General features: G+C 71.1%; 20 protein-coding genes and 1 pseudogene. 7 read left to right on the top strand and 14 right to left on the bottom strand.

The annotated features are described in order from the left end of the window. Window positions 1-6: 6 nt before the first annotated feature. The gene (locus AC5PYY_RS10405; protein ID WP_493896740.1) at window positions 7-903 is read right to left on the bottom strand and encodes a 1-acyl-sn-glycerol-3-phosphate acyltransferase; all 897 of its coding nucleotides are present in this window, start codon (window positions 901-903) and stop codon (window positions 7-9) included. 181 nt (window positions 904-1,084) lie between these two features. Here AC5PYY_RS10405 and AC5PYY_RS10400 point away from each other — a divergent pair, with 181 nt between their 5' ends. Then, window positions 1,085-1,597 carry a hypothetical protein gene (locus AC5PYY_RS10400; protein ID WP_493896739.1) on the top strand — a complete coding sequence of 171 codons (513 nt, stop codon included), beginning with the start codon at window positions 1,085-1,087 and terminating at the stop codon, window positions 1,595-1,597. Between the two features lie 63 nt (window positions 1,598-1,660). Here AC5PYY_RS10400 and AC5PYY_RS10395 read toward each other — a convergent pair whose 3' ends face one another. Next, window positions 1,661-2,347, bottom strand: coding sequence for an endonuclease/exonuclease/phosphatase family protein (locus tag AC5PYY_RS10395; protein WP_493896738.1), 687 nt, complete (start codon window positions 2,345-2,347; stop codon window positions 1,661-1,663). Between AC5PYY_RS10395 and AC5PYY_RS10390 the strand changes: the two are divergent. Continuing rightward, window positions 2,339-3,732 (top strand): annotated as a pseudogene (locus AC5PYY_RS10390) (amidase family protein); the annotation flags it as partial. The gene AC5PYY_RS10395 and the pseudogene AC5PYY_RS10390 overlap by 9 nt on opposite strands. Here the strand turns inward: AC5PYY_RS10390 and AC5PYY_RS10385 are convergent. Together AC5PYY_RS10385 and AC5PYY_RS10380 are read right to left on the bottom strand one after the other, a co-directional pair. Then, entirely contained in the window at window positions 3,714-4,727 is a 1,014-nt protein-coding gene (locus tag AC5PYY_RS10385) for an ROK family glucokinase (RefSeq protein ID WP_493896737.1), read from the bottom strand. The pseudogene AC5PYY_RS10390 and the gene AC5PYY_RS10385 overlap by 19 nt on opposite strands. Continuing rightward, window positions 4,724-5,683, bottom strand: coding sequence for an ROK family glucokinase (locus AC5PYY_RS10380; RefSeq protein WP_493896736.1), 960 nt, complete (start codon window positions 5,681-5,683; stop codon window positions 4,724-4,726). Before AC5PYY_RS10380 ends, AC5PYY_RS10385 begins: the two co-directional genes overlap by 4 nt. An 83-nt stretch (window positions 5,684-5,766) precedes the next feature. On the opposite strand from AC5PYY_RS10380, the gene AC5PYY_RS10375 reads away from it, so the two are divergent. Then, window positions 5,767-7,557: an AMP-dependent synthetase/ligase gene (locus AC5PYY_RS10375; protein ID WP_493896735.1), complete on the top strand. Its 1,791-nt coding sequence runs from the start codon at window positions 5,767-5,769 to the stop codon at window positions 7,555-7,557. 10 nt (window positions 7,558-7,567) lie between these two features. Here AC5PYY_RS10375 and AC5PYY_RS10370 read toward each other — a convergent pair whose 3' ends face one another. Next, entirely contained in the window at window positions 7,568-7,903 is a 336-nt protein-coding gene (locus tag AC5PYY_RS10370) for a hypothetical protein (protein ID WP_493896734.1), read from the bottom strand. Between the two features lie 269 nt (window positions 7,904-8,172). Between AC5PYY_RS10370 and AC5PYY_RS10365 the strand changes: the two genes are divergently transcribed. Continuing rightward, window positions 8,173-9,951, top strand: a complete 1,779-nt coding sequence (locus AC5PYY_RS10365; RefSeq protein ID WP_493896733.1) for a DEDD exonuclease domain-containing protein — start codon at window positions 8,173-8,175, stop codon at window positions 9,949-9,951. A 184-nt stretch (window positions 9,952-10,135) separates the two neighbouring features. Here AC5PYY_RS10365 and AC5PYY_RS10360 read toward each other — a convergent pair whose 3' ends face one another. The 6 genes from AC5PYY_RS10360 to ctaE all read right to left on the bottom strand — a co-directional run bounded on the left by AC5PYY_RS10360 (window position 10,136) and on the right by ctaE (window position 15,447). Then, on the bottom strand, window positions 10,136-10,417 hold the full coding sequence (locus tag AC5PYY_RS10360) for an Lrp/AsnC family transcriptional regulator (RefSeq protein WP_493896732.1): 282 nt from the start codon (window positions 10,415-10,417) through the stop codon (window positions 10,136-10,138). Between the two features lie 59 nt (window positions 10,418-10,476). Beyond that, the gene (locus AC5PYY_RS10355; protein ID WP_493899361.1) at window positions 10,477-10,830 is read right to left on the bottom strand and encodes a metallopeptidase family protein; all 354 of its coding nucleotides are present in this window, start codon (window positions 10,828-10,830) and stop codon (window positions 10,477-10,479) included. 124 nt (window positions 10,831-10,954) lie between these two features. Beyond that, a complete protein-coding gene (qcrB, locus tag AC5PYY_RS10350; RefSeq protein WP_493896731.1) occupies window positions 10,955-12,784 on the bottom strand; it encodes a cytochrome bc1 complex cytochrome b subunit in 1,830 nt (609 codons plus the stop codon). Beyond that, entirely contained in the window at window positions 12,781-13,899 is a 1,119-nt protein-coding gene (qcrA, locus tag AC5PYY_RS10345) for a cytochrome bc1 complex Rieske iron-sulfur subunit (protein WP_493896730.1), read from the bottom strand. Before qcrA ends, qcrB begins: the two co-directional genes overlap by 4 nt. A 1-nt stretch (window position 13,900) precedes the next feature. After that, a complete protein-coding gene (gene qcrC, locus AC5PYY_RS10340) occupies window positions 13,901-14,704 on the bottom strand; it encodes a cytochrome bc1 complex diheme cytochrome c subunit (RefSeq protein WP_493896729.1) in 804 nt (267 codons plus the stop codon). A gap of 65 nt (window positions 14,705-14,769) precedes the next feature. After that, complete coding sequence (gene ctaE / locus AC5PYY_RS10335) at window positions 14,770-15,447, bottom strand: aa3-type cytochrome oxidase subunit III (protein ID WP_493896728.1); 678 nt, start codon at window positions 15,445-15,447, stop codon at window positions 14,770-14,772. A gap of 110 nt (window positions 15,448-15,557) precedes the next feature. Between ctaE and AC5PYY_RS10330 the strand changes: the two genes are divergently transcribed. Genes AC5PYY_RS10330 through AC5PYY_RS10320 form a run of 3 tightly spaced genes read left to right on the top strand, consistent with a single transcriptional unit; the run spans window position 15,558 to window position 18,092 of the window. Beyond that, window positions 15,558-15,992 (top strand): response regulator transcription factor, encoded by a 435-nt coding sequence (locus AC5PYY_RS10330; protein WP_493896727.1) that lies wholly within the window; start codon window positions 15,558-15,560, stop codon window positions 15,990-15,992. A gap of 50 nt (window positions 15,993-16,042) precedes the next feature. Then, entirely contained in the window at window positions 16,043-17,095 is a 1,053-nt protein-coding gene (gene trpD / locus AC5PYY_RS10325; RefSeq protein WP_493899360.1) for an anthranilate phosphoribosyltransferase, read from the top strand. A gap of 25 nt (window positions 17,096-17,120) precedes the next feature. Next, window positions 17,121-18,092, top strand: a complete 972-nt coding sequence (locus AC5PYY_RS10320) for a quinone oxidoreductase family protein (RefSeq protein WP_493896726.1) — start codon at window positions 17,121-17,123, stop codon at window positions 18,090-18,092. A 112-nt stretch (window positions 18,093-18,204) separates the two neighbouring features. Here the strand turns inward: AC5PYY_RS10320 and AC5PYY_RS10315 are convergent, their stop codons facing one another. From AC5PYY_RS10315 to ctaC, 3 genes are read right to left on the bottom strand one after another with little or no spacing between them, the layout of a single operon-like run. After that, window positions 18,205-18,606 (bottom strand): cytochrome c oxidase subunit 4, encoded by a 402-nt coding sequence (locus AC5PYY_RS10315; RefSeq protein WP_493896725.1) that lies wholly within the window; start codon window positions 18,604-18,606, stop codon window positions 18,205-18,207. Then, the gene (ctaD, locus tag AC5PYY_RS10310; RefSeq protein WP_493896724.1) at window positions 18,606-20,384 is read right to left on the bottom strand and encodes an aa3-type cytochrome oxidase subunit I; all 1,779 of its coding nucleotides are present in this window, start codon (window positions 20,382-20,384) and stop codon (window positions 18,606-18,608) included. The genes AC5PYY_RS10315 and ctaD overlap by 1 nt, the downstream gene beginning before the upstream one ends. Continuing rightward, window positions 20,384-21,202, bottom strand: a complete 819-nt coding sequence (ctaC, locus tag AC5PYY_RS10305; RefSeq protein WP_493896723.1) for an aa3-type cytochrome oxidase subunit II — start codon at window positions 21,200-21,202, stop codon at window positions 20,384-20,386. The genes ctaD and ctaC overlap by 1 nt, the downstream gene beginning before the upstream one ends. Between the last annotated feature and the right edge of the window lie 56 nt (window positions 21,203-21,258).

Here is a 21,258-nt window from a genome sequence, read left to right as displayed (position 1 = left end):
CCCCGCTCACTCCTCGGGCTGGGCCCGCGTCTCGCCGTCGGTATGCCGTCGCGCCCGGCGCTGCTCGATCTCGTCCTTGGCGCGCCCGGTGGCTCCGGCGATCCCCTCCTTGGCCTTGCCCGTCGCCTCGACGATGCCCTCCCGGGCCTGCTCACGGGCGTGCCCGATGCCCTCCTTGGCGCGGTCCCGGGCGTGCTCGAGACCTTCGCGCGCCTCCTTGGCCCGGGCCGCGACCCGCTCCTTGACGGTGGCGGCGTACTCGTCGACGTACTCCTGGCCGGACAGCCGCTGCAGCTCGGCCATCACCTCGTCGGTGAGCTGGCGCAGCACGTCGCGGTCCTCCGTGCGCCCGGCCCACTCCGGGTGATGGATGGGGCGACCGACGCGGACACCGACCTGGACGACGTTGGGGATCTTCTGCCCGGTGGGCTGCGCCTTGTCGGTGTCGATCATGGCGCACGGCACGATCGGGACGTCCGCCTCCAGGGCGAGCCGGGCCATACCGGTCTTGCCGCGATAGAGCCTGCCGTCGTGGCTGCGGGTGCCCTCGGGATAGATCCCGAAGAGGTCGCCCCGGTGCAGGACGGCCAGCCCCTGCTCGAGGGCGACCATCGAGGCCTGGCCCCCGGTCCGGTCGATGGGGATCTGCCCGGTGGAGGTGAAGAAGAGCCGGGTGAGCCACCCCTTCACGCCGGTCCCGGTGAAGTACTCCATCTTCGCCGGGAAGGTGATCCGGCGGTCGACGAGGAGCGGGAGGAAGATCGAGTCGGAGAAGGACAGGTGGTTGCTGGCCAGGATGGCAGCGCCCTCCCCCGGGATGTGGTGCTTGCCCTCGATCCACGGGCGGAAGACGGCGCGCATCGGGGGACCGACGAAGAGGTGCTTGAGGATCCAGTAGATCATCGGGTCGGTTCCTCCTGCGCCGAGGCGCCGCCAAGGGGGCTGAATGCCCGCTGACTCTACCGCTGCGCAGGCCGACCGCCACCGCGGCGCGACGGGGCGCGTGCCACACTGGAGCCTTGAACAGCCAGCCACGGACCCCGCGTCCCGGCGCTCGTGCCTCCGCTCCCGGGCAGGGCCGGCCGTGACCACCCCCCGCCATCCGGAGGACGGCCCGGGGGACGCCGACGTCGACCGCGCCTTCAACGAGATCGTGGCCGGGCTGCGCAGCGACGGCGCGGCAGGGCAGACCGGCAGGGTCAACCCGCCCTGGATCCCGGCAGGCGACGAGGTCCGCAACGAGCCTGCCGAGCCGCGCGAGCCCGCAGAGCCGCGCCCACCGACACGGCATCTGGGCCCCGCCACCCCTGACGGGATGGCCACGGACCACCGCTCCTACGAGCCTCCCGAGGAGGACGACCACTTCGTCCCCCCGCCTCCCCCGCCGCTGCCGGCCGGTGACCTGCACTTCTGGGCGATCGTCGTCGGGTTGGCGCTCGGGCCGCTGCTCGTCGTGCTCTCGGCGATCATCCCCCTGCTGGACCCGCTGTGGGCCAGCGTCGGGCTCGTGCTCACCGTGGCCGGCTTCGTGCTCCTCGTGCTGCGCCAGCCGCGGCGGCGGCACCCCTCCGACGGCGACGACGGCGCGCGCGTCTGACCGCAGCACGCTCCGCGCGTGGCTGGCCCGGGCCGGGGCGTGGCCATTCCCGCCCGGAGGTGCTCAGACCTCCAGATCCACCCAGACCGGCAGGTGGTCGCTCGCCTCGGCGAGCGGCATACCCTCGAGCAGGACGGGATCACCCGGCGTCGCGTCGCGGTGGCCCCGCGCGAAGATCGCGTCGATGTGCCGGTGCGCCTGGTGCGCCGGGAAGGTGGGCCGGTCGTCGCTCACCTCGGAGAGTTCCGCCGCGAGGGTGCCCCAGGCGGTGCCGTCGCGACCTTCGTTGAGGTCGCCGCCGACCACCAGCGGCTCGTCCGGCGGCAGCGTCGGGTCGGCCGTGATCTCGGCCAGCACGGTGCGGGTGTGCCGCACCCGCTGCTCCTGCACGAGCGGCAGGTGGATCGAGACGACGGTGGCCGTCGGCCCCTCGGGGAGCCGGACCCGGGCGACGGTGTAGCTGCGCGGGTTCTCGCGCAGCCCCACGGCCAGCGGTCGGTCCTGGGAATCGGTCGCGGTGACACGCAGCCCGGTCATCATCCCCGTGCCGCTGACCAGCCGGGTCCGCCCGGACCAGAGCAGGTCGCAGCGGCGGGCGAAGGCGGCGATCGCATAGCTCGAGGCCGGGTAGCGCGGCACCTCCTGCAGCAGCAGCACGTCCGGGGCCAGGGCGCGCACCACCCGGGCCGCCGCGTCGGCGTCGTCCTTGAGACCACGCAGGTTGTAACTCGCGACGCGCAGATGAGGCATGGCGCATATCCTCTCCCACCTGCTCGCCGCGCACGCGCGGGGGCCACCCCCGTGCCGGCCGAGCCGCCGCCGTCGCGGTGGCGTCTCGTCGCGGCAGGCAGCAGGCTGTGCGGTATGCCGTTGCTCGCCTCCCCGGACACCCCCACCGCCGTGCAGCTCGCGGCCGACCTGCGCTCCGGGCGCCGGTCGGCGCGGGAGGTCCTCGGGGAGCACCTCGCCCGCATCGACGCGGTGAACCCGCAGGTCAACGCGGTCGTGACGCTCGACGCGGAGCGGGCCGCCGCAGCCGCCAAGGCGGCCGACGAGGAGGCGGTGCGCGCCACCCGCGAGGGGCGCCCGCTGCCGCCGCTGCACGGCATACCCATGACGCACAAGGACACCCACGCCACCGCCGGCCTGCGCACCACCTCGGCTCGCCGCTGCTCGCCGACCACGTCCCCACCGAGACCGGCCTGATCGTCGCACGGCTGCAGCGGGCGGGGGTGGTCACGACCGGGAAGAACAACGTGCCCGAGTTCGCCGCCGGGTCGCACAGCTTCAACGAGGTCTTCGGCGCGACCGGCAACCCGCACGACCCCACGCGCTCGGCGGGCGGCTCCTCGGGCGGTGCCGCCGCGGCGCTGGCCACCGGGATCCAGGCCCTCGCCGACGGCTCCGACATGGGCGGCAGCCTGCGCAACCCGGTGTCCTTCTGCGGTGTCGTCGGGCTCCGGCCGAGCGCCGGCCTGATCCCCGTGGCGCCCACCCTCGACCCGTGGTCCTGGCTGGGGGTGACCGGCCCGATGGCGCGCACCGTGGACGACGTCGTGCTCATGCTCTCGGCCGTGGTCGGGCCCGACCCGCGGGTGCCGCTCCCCTGCCCCGCGGACGGTGCGGCGCTGGCGGCGCTGCTGGCCGCGCCACCCGAGGTCGACGCGACGCTGCGTGGCCTGCGGGTCGGGGTGAGCAGCGACCTCGGTCTGGCCCTGCCGGTCCAGGCTCCGGTCGTCGCGGCGGTGGAGGGTATGTCGCACGCGCTCGCCGGCGCAGGCGCGCGGGTCGAGCAGGCGGCCCCGGATCTGGGCGACGCCGACGAGGTCTTCGACACCCAACGGGCGCTCGACATGGCGCTGCGGTTGCGCGAGGTGGTCCGGACCCATCGGGGTGACGGGCTGGTGAAGCCCGAGGTCGTGTGGAACGTCGAGCGGGGCCTGGCCCTGGACGCCGACCGGGTCCTGTCGGCCCGGCTGGCCCGGGCGCGGCTGGGCGAGCGGGTCCGGGCGTGGTTCGGCGAGCACGACGTGCTGCTCGCCCCGACCTCGCAGGTGCTGCCCTTCCCGGTGGAGTGGCGTTGGCCGCACGAGGTGGCGGGCCAGAAGATGACCACCTACGTCGACTGGATGCGCTCGTGCTCGATCGTGTCGGCGATCGGGTGTCCGGCGAGGTCGGCCGCGCCCACCATGCCGGCACGGACCCCGAGCGTCGCGGGCACGACGGCGGGGTCGGGTCGGTGCCCGCGGGCCACGAGGTGGCGGCTCAGCGCCGCGCGGGCCGGCCCGAGCAGGAGGTCACCGGCTTCGCTCACGCCGCCGCCGACGACGACGGTGCCCGGGTCCAGCGCCGCGACGACACCGGCGATGCCCCGGCCCAGCCAGCGCCCCACCTCGCCCAGCACCTCCACGCTGGCCGCGTCCCCGGACCGCGCCGCCCGGGTGACGTGCTCACCCTCCAGGCGCTCCGGGTCGCCCTCGCACAGCTCGCGCAGCGCGGCGGCGTGGTCACCGCCGGCACGCACGATCTCGCGGCCCTCCCGCCGCAGCACCGAGCCGGACGCATACTGCTCCCAGCAGCCTCGGTTGCCGCACTCGCAGCGGCGACCACCGGGCACGACCTGCTGATGCCCGAACTCGCCGGCCAGCCCGTGCTTGCCCCGCTGCAGTCGCCCGTCGGTGAGGATGGCGCCTCCGATGCCCGTGCCGAGCGTGATCATCACCAGGTGCGACTCCCCGCGGCCGGCACCGAAGCGGTGCTCGGCCCAAGCGGCCGCGTGGGCGTCGTTGTCGACCAGGACGGGGCGATCCAGGCGCGCGGCCAGCCGGTCCTGCAGGGGCTCGTCGCGCCACGACAGGTGCGGCGCGAAGACCACGTGGCCACGACGCGCGTCGACGAAGCCCGCAGCCCCCACACCGACGGCGCCGACGTTCTGCCCGGACCTCTCGGCCGCGGCCAGCAGCTCCTCGGCGACCTCGACCACGAGGTCCTCCACCGTGGCGGCCACCGCGGTGCGCCCCGGCGTCTGCCGTGCGCTGGTCGCGACCACCCGCCCGGCGGCGTCCACCAGCCCGGCCTTGACGCGGGTCCCGCCGACGTCGATGCCGATCGCGAGCGGGGTGCGGTTCACGCCCGGCGGGACGCCAGATCGGCCGCCCCGATCATCCCCGCCTCGTTGCCCAGCTCGGCCAGGACGATCGGCGTCACCTCGCGGTGTCCGCGACCGGTGAGGTGGCGCGCGAAGGCGGCGCGCGCCGGGTCCAGCACGAGGTCGCCGGCCGCCCCCACGCCGCCCCCGATGACCAGCAGCGCCGGGTCGAGGATCGCCGCGAGGCTGGCCAGACCCTCCCCGGCCCACCGGCCGATGTCCTCGAGCAGCTCGCGCGCGGCCGGGTCACCGGCCTGCGCGACCTCGGTCACCATGACGCCGGTGAGCTTGGTGGGGTCCCCGCCGCAGCTGTCGGCCAGCGCACCCGCGTGCGGGCTGCCGCCGGACACGAGCTCCCGGGCCTCGCGCACGAGGGCGCTGCCGGAGGCATACACCTCCCAGCACCCTTTGTTGCCGCAGCCGCACCGGTGGCCGTCCGGCACCATCCGCATGTGGCCCACCTCGGCACCCATGCCGTGCGAACCGACGAGCAGCTCCCCATCGGCGACGATGCCGCCGCCGACCCCGGTGCCGAGGGTGATGAGCAGCATCTCCTCGACGTCGCGCGCGGCGCCGAAGCGGAACTCGCCCCAGGCGGCGGCGTTGGCGTCGTTGGCGAGGACGACCGGCAGACCGGTGGCCTCCTCCAGCCGCGCCCGGAGCGGCTCGTCCCGCCAGGCCAGGTTGGGAGCGAAGACCACCACGTCACCGGCGCGGTCGATGAAGCCGGCGCAGGCGACGCCCACGGCCTGCACCGGGCGGTCCTCGCCGAGCTGGTTCTGCAGGTCCCCGACGACACCGGCCACCGCAGTGACGATGTCGTCGGGACTCTGGGCCGGGGTCTCCCGCAGGGCCTGGTGCAGGATCGTCCCATGGTCGGAGACCGCGCTCGCCGCGATCTTGGTCCCACCGATGTCCACGCCGACGCAGATGCTCACGCGCTCCACCCTACGTCCAGCAGGGAGGCGGGTAGGGTTGGGGAACCCGTGCAGAACCATCAGCCACCGATCCTGGAGGTCCCGTGACCGAGGTGTCCGTCCCGCCGCTCGTGCCCCCGACCGGCACCGGCAGTCTCGGGGACTACCCCGCGTGGTGGGCCGAGCGCGAGCCAGGGCGGGTCATGGTCGCCGTGCAGCGGGACGGGAGCTGGGAGGACGTCACCGCCGCAGAGCTCCAGGAGCAGGTCGTCGCGCTCGCCAAGGGCTTCCTGGCCGCGGGGATCGAGGTCGGCGACCGGGTCGCGATCATGAGCCGCACCCGGGTGGAGTGGACGCTGGCCGACTTTGCGCTCTGGAGCATCGGGGCGGTGCCGGTGCCGGTCTACGAGACCAGCTCGGAGGAGCAGGTCCGGTGGATCTGCCAGGACTCCCGGGCGGTGGCCATCATCGTCGAGGACGCCGCCATGATGAGCACCGTCGCCCGGGCCCGCGACGGCGCCGAGGTGCTGCGCGACGTGTGGCAGATCGAGTCTGGCTCGCTGGACGAGCTCGCCGCCGCCGGTGCGGACGTCCCCGAGGAGGCGGTCGCGGAGCGACGGGCCGGGCTGGGACGCTCCGACCTCGCCACGATCATCTACACCTCCGGCACCACGGGCCGCCCCAAGGGGTGCGAGCTGACGCACGACAACTTCATGGCGCTGGCCGAGAACGCCGCCGAGCGGTTGTCGGTGGTGGTGGCTCCAGGAGCGTCCAACCTCATCTTCCTGCCGCTGGCCCACGTCTTCGCCCGCTTCATCGAGGTCCTGTGCGTCCAGAGCGGCGTGCGGATGGGCCACACCCCCGACCCGAAGACCATCCTGGACGACCTGGCCGGGTTCGGTCCCACCTTCCTGCTCGCGGTGCCGCGGGTCTTCGAGAAGATCTACAACTCCGGTGAGCAGAAGGCCGAGGCGGCCGGGCGGGGCCGCATCTTCCGCTGGGCCGCCCGCGTCGCCGACCGCTACAGCCGCGCCCTCGACGGAGGCACGGTCGGGATCGCCCTGCGCACGCAGCACGCCGTCGCCGACCGGCTGGTCTTCGCCAAGCTGCGGCAGGCGATGGGGGGTCGGGTGCAGTTCGCCATCTCCGGCGGCGCAGCCCTCGGTGAGCGGCTCGGGCACTTCTACCGCGGGATCGGGCTGGTGGTGCTGGAGGGCTACGGTCTCACCGAGACCACGGCGCCCGCGACGGTCAACGCCCCGGACATGATCCGGATCGGCACCGTGGGCCGTCCGCTCCCGGGAGTCGCGGTGCGGGTCGACGAGGCCGGCGAGGTGCAGGTCCGCGGTGTCGGCGTCATGCGCGGCTACCACGACGATCCCGGGACCAGCGCCGAGGTGCTGCAGGACGGGTGGTTCCGGACCGGCGACCTCGGCGAGCTGGATGCCGAGGGGTTCTTGCGCATCACCGGTCGCAGCAAGGAGCTCATCGTCACTGCGGGCGGCAAGAACGTCTCCCCCGGCCCCCTGGAGGACCGGCTGCGGGCGCACCCCCTCATCAGCCAGTGCATGGTGGTCGGCGAGGGTCGGCCCTTCGTCGCCGCCCTGCTCACGCTCGACGAGGAGATGCTCCCCTCCTGGGTCCAGCGCCAGGGCCTGGCGCACCTTGATCCCACCGAGCTGCGGCAGGACGCCACGCTGCGCGCCGAGCTGCAGTCCGCCGTCGACCAGGCCAACGAGGCGGTCAGCCGCGCGGAGTCGATCCGCACCTTCACGGTGCTCGAGGAGGACTTCACCGTCGAGGGCGGTCTGCTGACGCCGTCGATGAAGCTCAAGCGCGCCCGCATCACCGAGCTGCTCGGTGAGGAGATCGAGCAGATCTACCGCTCCCGGTAGCAGCCAGCCGCTAGCCCGCGGCCGAGCGCCGCGTCACCTGTGCGCCGACGCCTCGGGCCTCCTCCGGCGCGATGAGCTCGGCCCGGACGAAAGCGCTGACGGCCGCCAGCTCGTCGGAGTCCAGCGGTGCCAGTCCCGGACCGGGGTGGTCGGTGACGCCGGGCTGTCGCTGCGCCGAGCGGTCGGGCACCTCCTCAGGGCGGGGAGCCGGGTCCTCCAGCCACATCCGCCCCAGGACCGGGACGAAGCAGTCTCCGCACAGGCGGCCGCGCACCGGACAGGTCCGGCAGTCGATGACGGTGGTCGAGCCGCCGTCGGTGGATGGGTTCGTCGATGACGTTGTCATGGGTCTACCTCCTTCTGCCTACCGACGTTAGGAGAGCCCACCGACAGACCTGCCGCATCGGTCCCTTCCGCTGCGTCTGCCGGCCCTCGCGCCACCGCATCCGCGCTGCTCACGCCCGCCCTCGCGCCACCGCCCTCCGCGCTGCTCATGCTCGTCCTCGCCCCACCCTTGTCTCTTCCCCCTCCGCCGCGGCACCTTCTGGCCTCGTGCCGCACCTATCGCGGCCTGCCTGCCCGGGTCTGTCGGAGGCCGCGTCTACCTTCGTCCGTATGCAGCTGGCGCAGGAGACGTTCTTGCAGGAGACGTTCGCCGACCTGGGCACCGCCCTGGCCGACGTCACCTTCGTCGTCGTGGACCTCGAGACCACCGGCGGGTCGCCTGCGGGCTCGCAGATCACCGAGGTCGGCGCGGTCAAGGTCCGCGGCGGCGCAGTGCTGGGCGAGTTCCAGACGCTGGTCCGACCCAGCACCCCGATCCCTCCGTTCATCAGCGTGCTGACGGGCATCACCAACGGCATGGTCGGCGACGCGCCGCCCATCGCCACCGTGCTGCCGCAGTTCCTCGAGTTCGCGACAGGCAGCGTGCTCGTCGCCCACAACGCTGGCTTCGACGTGTCCTTCCTCAAGGCAGCGGCGCACGAGACCGGCCACCCCTGGCCGGGGTATGCCGTGCTCGACACGGTCCGTCTGGCCCGCCAGCTGGTGCACAAGGACGAGGCACCCAACCACAAGCTCGCCAGCCTGGCCCTTCTCTTCGGCGCGACGACCACGCCGGACCACCGGGCCCTGCACGACGCGCGCGCGACCGTCGACGTCCTCCACGGCCTGATCGAGCGGGTCGGCAACCTCGGGGTGCACACCTTGGAGGAGCTGCAGTCCTACAGCTCCCGGGTGAGCACGGCGCAGCGACGCAAGCGTTTCCTCGCCGAGGCGATGCCCTCGGCACCGGGGGTCTACGTCTTCCGCGACGGCCACGGTCAGCCGCTCTACGTCGGCACCGCGACCGACCTGCGGCGGCGCACGTTGACCTACTTCACGGCCTCGGAGACCCGCCGCCGGATGACCGAGATGGTGGGCCTGGCCGAGTCGATCACCCCCATCGTGTGCGCGACACCGCTAGAGGCATCCGTCCGGGAGCTGCGACTCATCGCCGAGCACAAGCCGCGCTACAACCGCCGGTCCAGGCACCCGGAGAAGTCGGTCTGGGTGAAGCTGACCGAGGAGGTGTTCCCCCGGCTGTCGGTCGTGAAGAAGGCCGCTGACGACGGCGCGCACTACGCCGGACCGTTCGGGTCCCGGCGCTCCGCCGAGGCCGCCGTCACCGCGCTGCACGAGGTCGTCCCGTTGCGCCAGTGCACCACCCGACTGTCCCCCCGGACGCCGACGGGGTCGGCGTGCGTCCTGCTCGATCTCGGGCGATGCGGTGGCCCGTGCATCGGGGCTCAGTCCTCCGACGCCTACGCGCAGGTGGCCGCGCAGGCGGCGCAGGCGCTCGCCGGCAATGCCCAGGAGGTGGTCACTGCCCTGCGTGAGCGGCTTGACGACCTGGCCGAGCAAGAGCGCTTCGAGGAGGCAAGCACGCTGCGGGACCGGATGATGGCCCTGGTGCGCGCGGCGGCCCGGGCCCAACGCCTGCGTCCGCTCACCCAGGCCACCGAGCTCATCGCGGCCCGCCGTCGTGACGCGGGAGGCTGGGAGCTCATCTGCGTGCGGCACGGCCGGCTGGCCGGCACCAGCGTCAGCCCTCGTGGCGCTGACCCGATGCCCTATGTCTCGGCGTTGCGTGAGACCGCCGAGGTGCAGATCCCCGACTCCTCGGGTCTTCCCCCGCGGGCGCTGCCCGAGGAGACCGAGCTGATCCTGCGGTGGCTGGAGTCCCCCGGCACCCGGCTCGTGGACCTGGACGGCGAGTGGACCTGCCCGGTCGGCGGCGCCGGAGCCAGCCGCGCGGCGCTGGAGCCGCAGGCCAAGGGGTGGAGCTCGGTCGACGTCCTGGACCCGGCACCGCAGCGGCCGCACGACCGGCCCGTGGGCGCCCTCCCCGCCTGACGACGACACCACCCCCTCTTTCCCGACCGGGCGTCGCGAATGGTTGCCCCAAGCCCGACCGGGCGTCGCGAATCGTTGGTGAAAGACCTACTGGGCGTCGCGAAGGGTTGCTAAAAGACCTACTGGGCGTCGCGAAGGGTTGCTGAAAGATCTACCGAGCGTCGCGAATGGTTGCCCGGGGGTCTTACTGATCCAGACCGAGGGAAAAACCGGCCTCCAGGTCCGCCGAGGAGTAGGTGCGGAAGGAGATGTGGGTATTCGTCTCGAGCACACCCTCGACCTTGTTGAGCTGGTCGGCGATGACATCCGCGAAGTCCTCGTGCCGGTTCACCCTCGCGACCGCGATGAGGTCCACGTCGCCCGTCACGGAGTAGACCTCGCTGATGCCGTCGATCTCGGCGATCTGCTGCGCGGCTTCGGGGATGCGGCCCACTTCGGCCTTGATCAAGACGATGGCGGAAATCACACCACCACTCTATAGGTCAGTCCCGAACCACCATTCGCGACGCCCGGTGGGCGAGTGGGTCAGCCCCAGCCGAGGTCGTGCAGCCGCTCGTCGTCGATCCCGAAGTGGTGGGCGATCTCGTGCACGACGGTGATGGCGATCTCGTCGAGCAGCTCCTCACGGTCCTGGCACATCCGCAGCATCGGCCCGCGGTAGACGAAGATCCGATCGGGCAGGTGGGTGCCCCAGTCGCGCTCGGTCAGGGGGATTCCGTCGTAGAGCCCGAGCAGGTCGGGGTCCTCCGGCGGTGGCTCGTCCTCCACGAGGAAGACCACGTTGTCGAGCTGGTCCATGAGCTCCTGCGGGACGAGGTCGAGCGAGTCCCCGACCGCCTCCTCGAACTCCGAGGGCGACAGGAGCAGGGTCTCCTCGATCTCCGGTCGGCCGTGCCGGTGCCCTGGCACGTCGAGGCCGGCGACGCCAGCATCTCCGGCAGATGGACGCGGCTGCGCCCCGCCCTCCTCGTGGGGGGCGGGGCGCAACTCCTCCGGCTGGTGCTCAGTGATGGCGGGACGGCGCCTGGACGGCCGAGCCGTGCTCGTCCTCGAAGTCGGCGTCGCCGCTGCTGTCGTTGACTGGCACACCCAGCTGAGGCACAGTGCTCGTGCCGGGCTCCAGGGCGTCGTGCTCGCCGTGGTGATGGGCGGCAGCCAGCTCGGCAGGGGTCACCGGGGTGACGGTGTCCTTGTAGAAGAAGCTCGACAGGGCGTTGCGCACCCCGACCAACGGCGCCCGACGCCGGGCGACGCCGCGCTCGTCCTCCGAGGCACCCTCGGTGAGGGCCAGCGGCTGATGCGCGTCGTAGTCGACGAGCGTCCACCTCTCGTAGGGGTCCATCGGCTCGTGGACCTCGAAGAAGCTGCCCTCCGGGGTGCGGACGATCCGACCGGACTCCTCGCCGTGGAGGACCCGCTCGCGGTCGTGCTGCTGCAGCGAGAGACAGAGCCGCTTGGTCACGAAGAAGACGATCACCGGGAGCACGAAGAACATGGTCCGGAAGAGGATCGTCAGGTCGTTGATCGACAACCCCAGCTTGATCGCCAGGATGTCGTTGACACAGGCCAGCGCCAGCACGAGGTACATCGAGATGGCCGCGGCGCCGATGGCGGTGCGGACCGGCGCATTGCGCGGGCGCTGCAGCAGGTGGTGCTCCCGCTTGTCGCCGGTGACCCAGGCCTCGATGAAGGGATAGGCACCCATGACGGCCCAGACGAGCGGCAGGAGCACCAAGGACCCGAGGAAGATGTTGAAGCTCCACACGGTGCCGAAGAGCGTGAACTCCAGCCAGCCTGGGAGGAGCCGCAGCGCTCCGTCGGAGAACCACATGTAGAAGTCCGGCTGGCTACCAGCCGTGACCTGGGTCGGGTCGTAGGGGCCATAGACCCACACGCCGTTGATCTGCACCAGTGCCGAGACCAGCGCCGTGATGCCGAAGACGACGAAGAAGAACCCGCCGGCCTTCGCGGCATACACCGGCATGACCGGGAAGCCCACGACGTTGTTGTTGGTCCGCCCAGGACCGGGGTACTGCGTGTGCTTGTGGATGACGACGAGGGCCAGGTGCAGCACGAAGAGACCGACGATGATCGCCGGGAGCAGCAGCACGTGGGCGATGTAGAGGCGCGGGATGATCGACTCGCCCGGGAACTCGCCGCCGAAGACGAAGAAGGTCATCCAGGTGCCGATGACGGGTGCGGACATCATGAAGCCGTTCATGGCCCGGATGCCGGTGCCGGAGAGCAGGTCGTCGGGGAGGGAGTAGCCGGCGAAGCCCTCGATGCAGGCCAGCAGCGAGAGGACCACGCCGATGACCCAGTTGATCTCGCGGGGCTTGCGGAAGGCACCGGTGAAGAAGACGCGCGCCGCGTGCAGCGCGATCCCGACGATGAAGAACAGCGCCGACCAGTGGTGCAGCTGGCGGATGAGCAGCCCGCCCTTGACCTCGAAGCTGATGTCGAGGGTCGAGGCGTAGGCCTCGGACATCCCCACGCCCTTGAGCGGGACGTAGTCGCCGTCATAGGTCACGTGGCCCATGCTCGGCACGAACCACAACGTGAGGAAGGTGCCGGTGATGAGCGCGATGATCATCGAGTACATCGCGACCTCACCGAGCAGGAAACTCCAGTGGTCGGGGAAGACCTTTTTGAGGCCGAAGCGCAGACCCTTCGCCGCGCCGACCCGTTCGTCGGCCCAGTTCAGGGCCTTCGGGAAGCGGGCGTCCGGGGACTCCTGGTGCGCCGAGCTCGGCGAGGGCGGCGCCGCCGCCTCGGTGGACGGGGATCCGCCGCCACGCAGGTGGCCGGCCCCCTGGGGCACATGTGTCGTCATGACTCGTCAACTCCCAACAGACCTGGGCGCTCGCGCTCCCAGAAGCTCGGACCGACCGGCTCGCGGAAGCTGTCGGCGGCCACGATGTAGCCCTCCCCGTCGACGGTGATCGGCAACTGCGGCAGAGCCCGCTTCGCCGGACCGAAGATCACCTTGCAGTCGTCCGTCATGTCGAACGTCGACTGGTGACACGGGCAGAGTAGGTGGTGCGTCTGCTGCTCGTAGAGCGCCACCGGGCACCCGACGTGGGTGCAGACCTTGGAGTAGGCGACGATGCCGTCGATACCCCACTCGCGTTGCTTCTGACTCTGGATCTTGGCCGGGTCGAGGCGGACCAGGATGACCTGGTCCTGGGCCTTGGCCGTCATGACCGCCTCGGCGCCGTACTCCTCCATCGCGCTGTGTCCCACCCAGCCGTCGGGCATGACGTGGAAGACCGACCCCTGGGTGACGTCGGCCGCGCGGATCGGCGCGCCCGACGGATCGATGATGAGCCGCATGCCCTCGACCCAGTTGGTCGTGTAGAGCTCCTCGCGCGGCCGAGGGCCGAGCCCGGCGACGACGGGCAGCACCAGCGGCAGGGCGAAGAGCCCGAGCGCGCCACCGGCAGAGCCGAGGATGGCGCTGCGCCGGTTGAGCTGGGAGCCGCGCCAGCCGTGGGAGAGCATCGTGGCGACGGCCTGGCGGTCGTCCTCGGGCGACTCCTGCGGGTGCCGCTCCTCGATGACCTCCTCGTCCGGCATGAGGGTCTTGGCCCAGTGGATCGCGCCGAGGCCGATGCCCAGCAGCGAGAGCCCCATCGTGACGCCGAGCGCGGCGTGGAAGAGGTTCATCTCGCCGATGCCGAGGACGTAGCCCTTCAGCTGGGGGTCGATCGCGTAGTAGGCCACCACGAAGAGGATCGAGGCGACCGCCGAGATCGTGAAGAGGGTGACCACCTGGACCTCGGCGCGCTTGGCGGCCTTGGGGTCCTCGTCGGCCCGCCGGGGCACGTGCGGGGGCAGACCCGGGTTCTCGAAGCGGTCCTGGGTCGCGATGCCGTCGGTGCCGCTGTGGGCGTCGCGGACGGCGGGGGCGTTGTCGCCCGTGCCGTGGTCGTCGTGGGGGGTCGTCATGTCAGGCCGCCTTCCGTCCGAGCCACACGGCAGCGCCGATGAAGAGCAGGATGCCGATCGTCCACGCGAAGAGCGCGTCACCGGCCGGGCCGAGGCTGCCGAGCGTGTGGCCACCCTCGTCGTTGCCGCCCTCCTCGATGCTCTTGAGGAAGGCGATCACGTCCCGCTTCTCCTCCGGAGTGATGTTCTGGTCGTTGAAGACCGGCATCGACTGCGGGCCGGTCAGCATCGCCTCGTAGATGTGCTGCTCGGAGACGCCCATCAGGGTCGGGGCGTACTTGCCGCGGGTCAGCGCACCGCCGGTGCCGCTGGAGTTGTGACACATGGCGCAGTTCGTGCGATAGACCGCACCGCCGTTGGCGGCGTCGCCCTCGGAGGCGTCCAACCACTCCGCCTCCGGCACGTCCGGGCCGGGCGCGAGGGAGTCGACGTAGGCGGCGAGCTGGGCGATCTCCTCCTCGGAGAACTTCACCTGCGAGATGTTGCGGGCAGCCTGCACATCCGGGCGAGGAAGCGGCATACGCCCCGTGGCGACCTGGAAGTCGACCGCGGCGGCACCGACGCCATAGAGGGACGGTCCAGCCTCGCCGTTGCCGCCCGCGTTGGTGCCGTGGCAGCTGGCGCAGTTGCCGAGGAAGAGCTGCTCGCCCGCCTCGATGTCGTCCGCCGAGGCGGTCGTGCTGGCGGTCCCGGGAGGAGCGCTCGGCTGCAGCGCGGCATACGCGGTGCCGGTGAAGGCGAGGCCCAGGATCAGCAGCACCAGCAGCGCCAGCGGGCTGCGGCGACGGGCGGCGAGGGATCTCACTCGGCGGTCCTTCCGGGGTCGGGTGATGGGGGCGGGTTCGGCTGCATCGCGATGTGCCACGAGCCTCACCGCAGGAGGTAGATCACGGCGAACAGCGCGATCCACACGACGTCGACGAAGTGCCAGTAGTAGGAGGTCACGACCGCACCCGTCGCCTGCGCGTGGGTGTAGCGCTTCGCGGTGAAGCTGCGGCCGATGATGAGCAGGAAGGCGATGAGACCACCGGTCACGTGCAGGCCGTGGAAGCCGGTGGTGATGAAGAACACCGAGCCGTACGGATCGGCGGTCGGGGTGAGCCCCTCGCTGGTGAGCGTGGCGTACTCCCAGACCTGTCCGGCGATGAAGGTCGCGCCGAAGAGGTAGGTGAGGGTGTACCACTCACGCATGCCCCAGCCGGTGTCGCCGAGGGGGTTGCCGATGTGGAAGATGCTGCCGGTCCGGTGCGGGATGCCGCGCTCTGCCTTCCACACGCCGAACTGGCACCAGACGGAGGAGATGACCAGGATCATCGTGTTGATCGAGGCGAAGACGACGTCGAGGTACTCGGTCCGCTCGGCCCACAGCTCCGGGGAGACGGAGCGGATCGTGAAGTACATCGCGAAGAGGCCGGCGAAGAACATGATCTCGCTGCCCAGCCACACCATCGTGCCCACGGCCACCATGTTTGGTCGGGTGGCCGGGCCGTGCGCCGTCGCGTGGAACGCGTGCGCGTCATCGATCGTTGCTGCAGGTGTCGTCGCCACGATCGTCAGTCTACGCCTACGACCCGTCGTGGTGCCTGCCGGGCCTCACCCGTGTCGACGTCGGCGCGGCCACACTCGTCCCGCCCCGGCACCGTCGGTAGGATCGAGCCATGACCACTCCCGCTGCCCCCTCGCAGTCGCCCGACACCGACGCGCCGATGGGTGGCCGGTCGGTGTCGATCCTGCTCTACAGCAACGACCGCTCCGTGCGCGACGCCGTCCGGGTCGCGGTCGGCGACTCCCCCGCCGACGACGTCGCGATCGAGCGGTGGGTCGAGTGCGCGACCCCCGAGGTGACTCTCATCGAGGCCGAGAAGGGCGGGTTCGACCTGCTGATCCTCGATGGCGAGTCCCAGCCCTACGGCGGGATGGGCATCTGCCGCCAGCTCAAGAACGAGTTGTTCGACTGCCCGCCGATCCTCGTGCTCACCGGGCGTCCGGGCGACGGCTGGCTCGCCACGTGGTCCCAGGCCGACGCGGCGCTCTCCCGGCCGCTGGACGAGGCGCGGCTGACCGCCGCCGTCGCCGACCTGGCCCGCCGGTGACCCCAGCGGTCGAGGACGCCGCCAGCTCCGCCGCGACCGCCAGCCCCGCCATGCCGCATACCTGGCCCGACGTCCTCACCGCCCTGACCCGCGGCGAGGACCTGCCGGCCCGCACCGCGAGCTGGGTCATGGACCAGGTGATGTCCGGCACGGCCACCGACGCGCAGCTCGCGGGCTTCCTCACGGCGTTGCGGGCCAAGGGCGAGACCGCCGCCGAGATGTCGGGCCTGTCCAGCATGATGCTCGAGCACGCCCACCGCTTCACCGCCGGGGGCCCGACGATCGACATCGTCGGCACCGGCGGCGACCGCTCGATGACGGTCAACATCTCCTCGATGTCGGCCATCGTCATGGCCGGCGCCGGCGCCAAGGTGATCAAGCACGGCAACCGGGCCGCGAGCAGCCGCTCCGGCTCCGCCGACATGCTCGAGGCGCTGGGCGTGCGCCTCGACCTCACCCCCGACGAGGTCGCCCAGGTCGCCGAACGCTGCGGGATCACCTTCTGCTTCGCGCTCACCTTCCATCCGTCCATGCGGTATGCCGGTGCGGTGCGGCGCGAGCTCGGGATCGGCACCGCCTTCAACTTTCTCGGTCCCCTCACCAACCCGGCGCAGCCGCGCTATGCCGCGGTGGGCTGCGCCGACCTGCGCATGGCCCCGCTGCTCGCCGACGTCTTCGGTCGGCGTGGAACCCAGGCGCTGGTCTTCCGCGGCGACGACGGCCTCGACGAGGTCACCCCGGCGACCACCAGCCAGGTCTGGTGGGCGGGAGCCGGCGCCGACGTCCGGCACTGGACTCTCGACCCCACCCGGCTGGGTCTGCCGACGCACCCTGTCGATGCGCTGCGCGGCGGCGACGCCGAGCACAACGCCGAGGTCACGCGTCGGCTGCTGGCCGGTGACCAGGGTGCCGTGCGGGACGCCGTGCTGCTCAACGCGGGCTCGGCGCTCGCCCTGCTCGAGGCCGGGGAGGGTGGCCGTCATCCGACCTCCGAGGACGAGCTGCACGACCTGGTGGGCGAGGGTATGCAGCGTGCGGCCACCGCCATCGACGACGGCTCCGCGTCCGCGGTCGTGGACCGGTGGGTCGAGGCGACCCGCTGAGCCATGCCGCGATAGCGTCGCTCCCATGCGAGCGATCATCGTCGAGCAGACCGGCGGCCCAGAGGCCTTGACCCTCGTCGAGCGCGAGACGCCGGAGCCGGGACCGGGCGAGATCCGCGTCGACGTCGCCGCATCGGGGGTCAACTTCATCGACATCTACCACCGCTCCGGGGCGTACCCGCTGCCGACCCCGTTCGTCGTCGGCAGCGAGGGGGCCGGCGTCGTGTCGGGCGTCGGCGAGGACGTCGACGATCACCAGGTGGGTGACCGGGTGGCCTGGGCCATGACACCTGGGACCGGCTACGCCGAGCAGGTGCTGCTGCCCGCGAAGAAGGCGGTCCGGGTGCCGGACGACCTCGACCTGGAGGTCGCGGCTGCCGTCATGCTGCAGGGCCTGACCGCCCACTACCTCGCCCACAGCACCTTCCCGGCCGCGCCGGGTCACACCGCCCTGGTCACGGCTGCGGCCGGGGGCGTCGGCCTCCTGCTCTGCCAGCTGCTGCATCGCACGGGGGTGCGGGTCATCGGCACCGTGGGGAGCGAGGCGAAGGCCGACCTGGCGCGCGCAGCCGGCGCGGATGAGGCGGTGCTCTACCGGGAGGTCTCGCTCGCCGACGAGGTGCGTCGCCTCACTGACGGCGAGGGGGCCCACGTGGTCTACGACGGCGTGGGCAAGGACACCTTCGACGCCGGACTCTCGTTGCTGCGACCGCGGGGGATGATGGTGCTCTTCGGGGCCGCGAGCGGACCCGTGCCACCGGTGGACCCGCAGGTCCTCAACCGCGAGGGCTCACTCTTCCTCACCCGACCGACCCTCGCGCACTACGTCGCCGACCGGGCCGAGCTGCAGGCCCGCACGGACGACCTCTTCCACGCGATCGCCAAGGGCGAGCTGGAGGTCCGCGTGGGCGGCCGCTACCCGCTCGCCGACGCGCGGCGGGCGCACGAGGACCTCGAGGCCGGGGGCACGACGGGCAAGCTCATCCTGCTGCCCTGACGGCACGGCAGACCGCGCGGCCGGTCGCGCAGGACGCGCGAGCGGTCGCAGGACGCGTGTGTGCGGTGCGGAAGGCTCGCGCTGAACCGTGCGCGCGGTCGAAGTGGAGACCTCAGACGGCCTTCTCGCCCCGGAAGAACTCGAAGGTCCAGCCGAGGATGCAGACCACGAGGAAGGGTGCGGTGCAGATGAACAGCCACCACCCGACCACGAGGCCCAGCGCGACCGCCGAGACGGACAGGCCCAGCCACAGCGGCCACCAGGAGTAGGGCGCGAAGTGGCCGTAGTCGCCGGCGGCCTCGGCGATCTCACCATCGAGGTTGTCCTCGGGACGGTCGTCGGTCTTGCGCCCGGCCAGCCAGAGGTAGGCCGCGATCCAGGCCGAGAAAAGCATCGAGAGCAGCAGCCCGATGATCCCGACCCACTCCCCGAGGTCGGTGAAGTAGGCATAGATCACCGTCACGACGGCGAAGAACGGGACGAGGACGGCGAAGACCTTGACCTCGGCGCGCATCAGGAGTGGTCCTTCCCGGTGTAGCCGCCGGTGGTGGTGCCGACCTGGCCGTCAGGGTCGGTGTCCGGGCCACCGAGCAGCTGCTCGGCCACGCCCTTGTCCGGCTCGGCCGACTCCAGGGTGCCGATCTCCGGGTGGTGCAGGTCGAAGGCAGCCCGCTCGGAGCGGATCCGCGGCAGCCGGTCGAAGTTGTGCCGCGGCGGCGGGCAGGACGTCGCCCACTCCAGCGACATGCCCCAACCCCACGGGTCGTCGACGGTCACCTTCGGCGTCTTGAAGCTCTTCCAGACGGCGTAGAAGAAGGGCAGCATCGAGGCGGCGAGCAGGAAGGAGGAGACGGTCGACAACTGGTTCATCCAGGTGAAGCCATCCTCGGGCATGTAGTCGGCGTAGCGCCGGGGCATCCCCTCGACGCCGAGCCAGTGCTGGATGAGGAAGGTGCCGTGAAAGCCCACGAACAGCAACCAGAAGTGCACCTTGCCCAGCGTCTCGTCGAGCATGTGCCCGGTGAGCTTGGGCCACCAGAAGTAGTAGCCGGCGAACATCGCGAAGACCACGGTGCCGAAGACGACGTAGTGGAAGTGCGCCACCACGAAGTAGGTGTCCGAGACGTGGAAGTCCAGCGCCGGGCTGGCCAGGATGACGCCGGTGAGCCCGCCGAAGAGGAAGGTCACGAGGAATCCGACCGCCCACAGCATGGGGGTGTCCATCTTGATGGACCCCTTCCACATGGTGCCGATCCAGTTGAAGAACTTCACGCCGGTGGGGACTGCGATGAGCATCGTCATGATGGTGAAGAACTCGAGCAGGATCGCGCCGGTGGCATACATGTGGTGCGCCCACACCGAGACCGACAGAGCGGCGATGGCCATCGTGGCCATGACCAGCGTCTTGTAGCCGAAGAGCGGCTTGCGCGAGAAGACCGGGATGACCTCGGAGATGATGCCGAAGAACGGCAGCGCGATGATGTAGACCTCGGGGTGACCGAAGAACCAGAACAGGTGCTGCCACAGCATGGCGCCACCGTGCTCAGGATCGAAGATGTTCCAGCCGAAGACTCGATCGGCCGCCATGCCGAAGAACGCCGCCGCGAGCACCGGGAAGACCACGAGCACGAGGATCGAGGTCACGAGCACGGTCCAGGTGAAGATCGGCATCCGGAACATCGTCATCCCCGGCGCCCGCATGCAGACGATCGTGGTGATGAAGTTGACCGCGCCGAAGATCGTCGCGAAACCGCTGACCGCGAGGCCGATGACCCACAGGTCGCCGCCCAGGCCGGGGCTGTGGGTCGGGCCGGCCAACGGCTGGTAGGCGAACCAGCCGAAGCTCGCCGCGCCGCTCGGGGTGAGGAAGCCCCCCACGGCGATCAGGCTGCCGAAGAGGAACATCCAGAAGGCCAGCATGTTGAGCCGCGGGAAGGCGACGTCGGGAGCGCCGATCTGCAGCGGGACCAGCGCGTTGGCGAAGCCTGCGAAGAGCGGGGTGGCGAACATCAGCAGCATCACCGTGCCGTGCATGGTGAACATCTGGTTGTAGATCTCAGGGTTGTCCACGACCTGCAGACCGGGGACGAAGAGCTCGGCGCGGATGACCAGCGCCATGAGCCCGCCGAGGATGAACCACACCATCGTGGCCACGAAGTAGAGGTTGCCGATGACCTTGTGGTCGGTCGTCGTCAGGACCTTCACCGCGTTGCGGACGAAGGAGCTGCGCTGGGGCAGCGCGGTCGGCGTCTGGCTGGGGCGGGTGCGCGTCTCACGCGTCGTGATGGCCATCAGTTGTCAGCTCCCTGCGGCAGCTTGTCCTGCTGATCCGGCTGCAGTTCGTATTGGTCGAGATCCTGGCCCAGCTGCCCGGTGTTGCCAGCCTCCTCGAGGCCGGCGATGAAGGCGTCGTAGTCCTCCTGGGAGACGACGTCGACCTCGAAGAGCATCTCCGAGTGGTAGGCGCCGCAGAGCTCGGCGCACTTGCCGGCGAAGGTGCCCTCCTCGGTGGTGGTCACCTGGAGGATGTTGACCCGGCCAGGCACCATGTCCAGCTTCTGGAGGAAGTTGACGACCCAGAAGGAGTGGATGACATCGCGTGAGGTGAGCACGAACTCGACGCGGCTGTCGACCGGCAGCACCAGACGCGGCAGCGTCTCGGGGAGACCCTCCTCGCCGAGATTGAGCTCACGTGCCTGCTCGCCGGTGACGTAGACGTCCTCGTTGACGTAGTTGAAGTCCCAGCTCCACTTCTTGCCCGCGACGTTGACCACGACGTCGGGCTCCTGCTCGGTGTCGAGCAGCTTGTTCTGGAGATTCACGGTCTGGCCGAACATCGCGGCCACCATGAGGATCGGGACGATGGTGTAGAGGATCTCGAACGGGACGTGGTAGCGGAACTGCGTGGGGACCTCGTCATCACGCTTGCGCCGGTAGGCGAAGACGGACCACAGGATGAGGAACCACACCAGGACGCCGACTGCCAGGGCCGCGATCCAGGTGGCGTTCCAGAAGCCGATGACGTCCGGGCCGACCTCGGTCGCCGGCTCCGGCAGGTAGCCCCGCGTCAGCGCCTCTCCACACCCGGACAGGAGCAACGAGACGGCCACGGCACCCGCGACGATCCGCCACCGTCCACGGGGCGGAGGTTCAGTCTCTTCAAGCC

It is taken from the genome of Serinicoccus sp. JS2-9, from assembly GCF_059025165.1.
This window is presented reverse-complemented; position numbering and strand designations above follow the sequence as displayed.